Annotated in this window: 1 protein-coding gene; it reads right to left on the bottom strand. The window is 65.7% G+C overall.

Features of this window, described 5'->3' with window-relative positions; translation table 11 throughout:
* Positions 1 to 349: flavin monoamine oxidase family protein (locus ELR45_RS39885; RefSeq protein WP_240760287.1), on the bottom strand; the 349-nt coding region annotated here is incomplete at its 3' end.
* Positions 350 to 420 lie beyond the last annotated feature (71 nt).

Here is a 420-nt window from a genome sequence, read left to right as displayed (position 1 = left end):
GCCACGCCACCGAGAAGGATGTCTCCAGCTCGTCGCGGTACGCGTCGCCGTGGATCTTCACGCCCTGCGCGACGGCGCGCTCTTCTCGTTCGGCGACGGACAGGTCGGTGTAGGCGCCCGAGTAGTAGCCGACCAGGACGCCCTTCTGGCCGAGGTATCCGTAGGACGGGTACCAGATGTTGGAAACGTCGAGGTTGGTCTGTGTGATGCCGCCGAAGATGTTCAGGTCCTCTTCCCAGAACCGGCGCTTGTACTGCAGGCCGATCTTGCCGGTGTTGACGCCGACGGGCACGGTGAGGGCGGCCTGGGTGTCGGCAGAGAAGTTCGACGGGATGTCGCGGAGCACCATCGGCGGGATCGTGCAGATGCAGTGGTCGGCCTGGATCACGCGGGTGCGGCCCGGTCGTCCGGTCGTGTAAG

This window comes from Phytoactinopolyspora endophytica, assembly GCF_004138495.1.
GTDB lineage: Bacteria > Actinomycetota > Actinomycetes > Jiangellales > Jiangellaceae > Phytoactinopolyspora > Phytoactinopolyspora endophytica.
The sequence above is the reverse complement of the archived record's forward strand: the minus strand, read 5'-3'. Positions and strand labels throughout refer to the sequence as shown.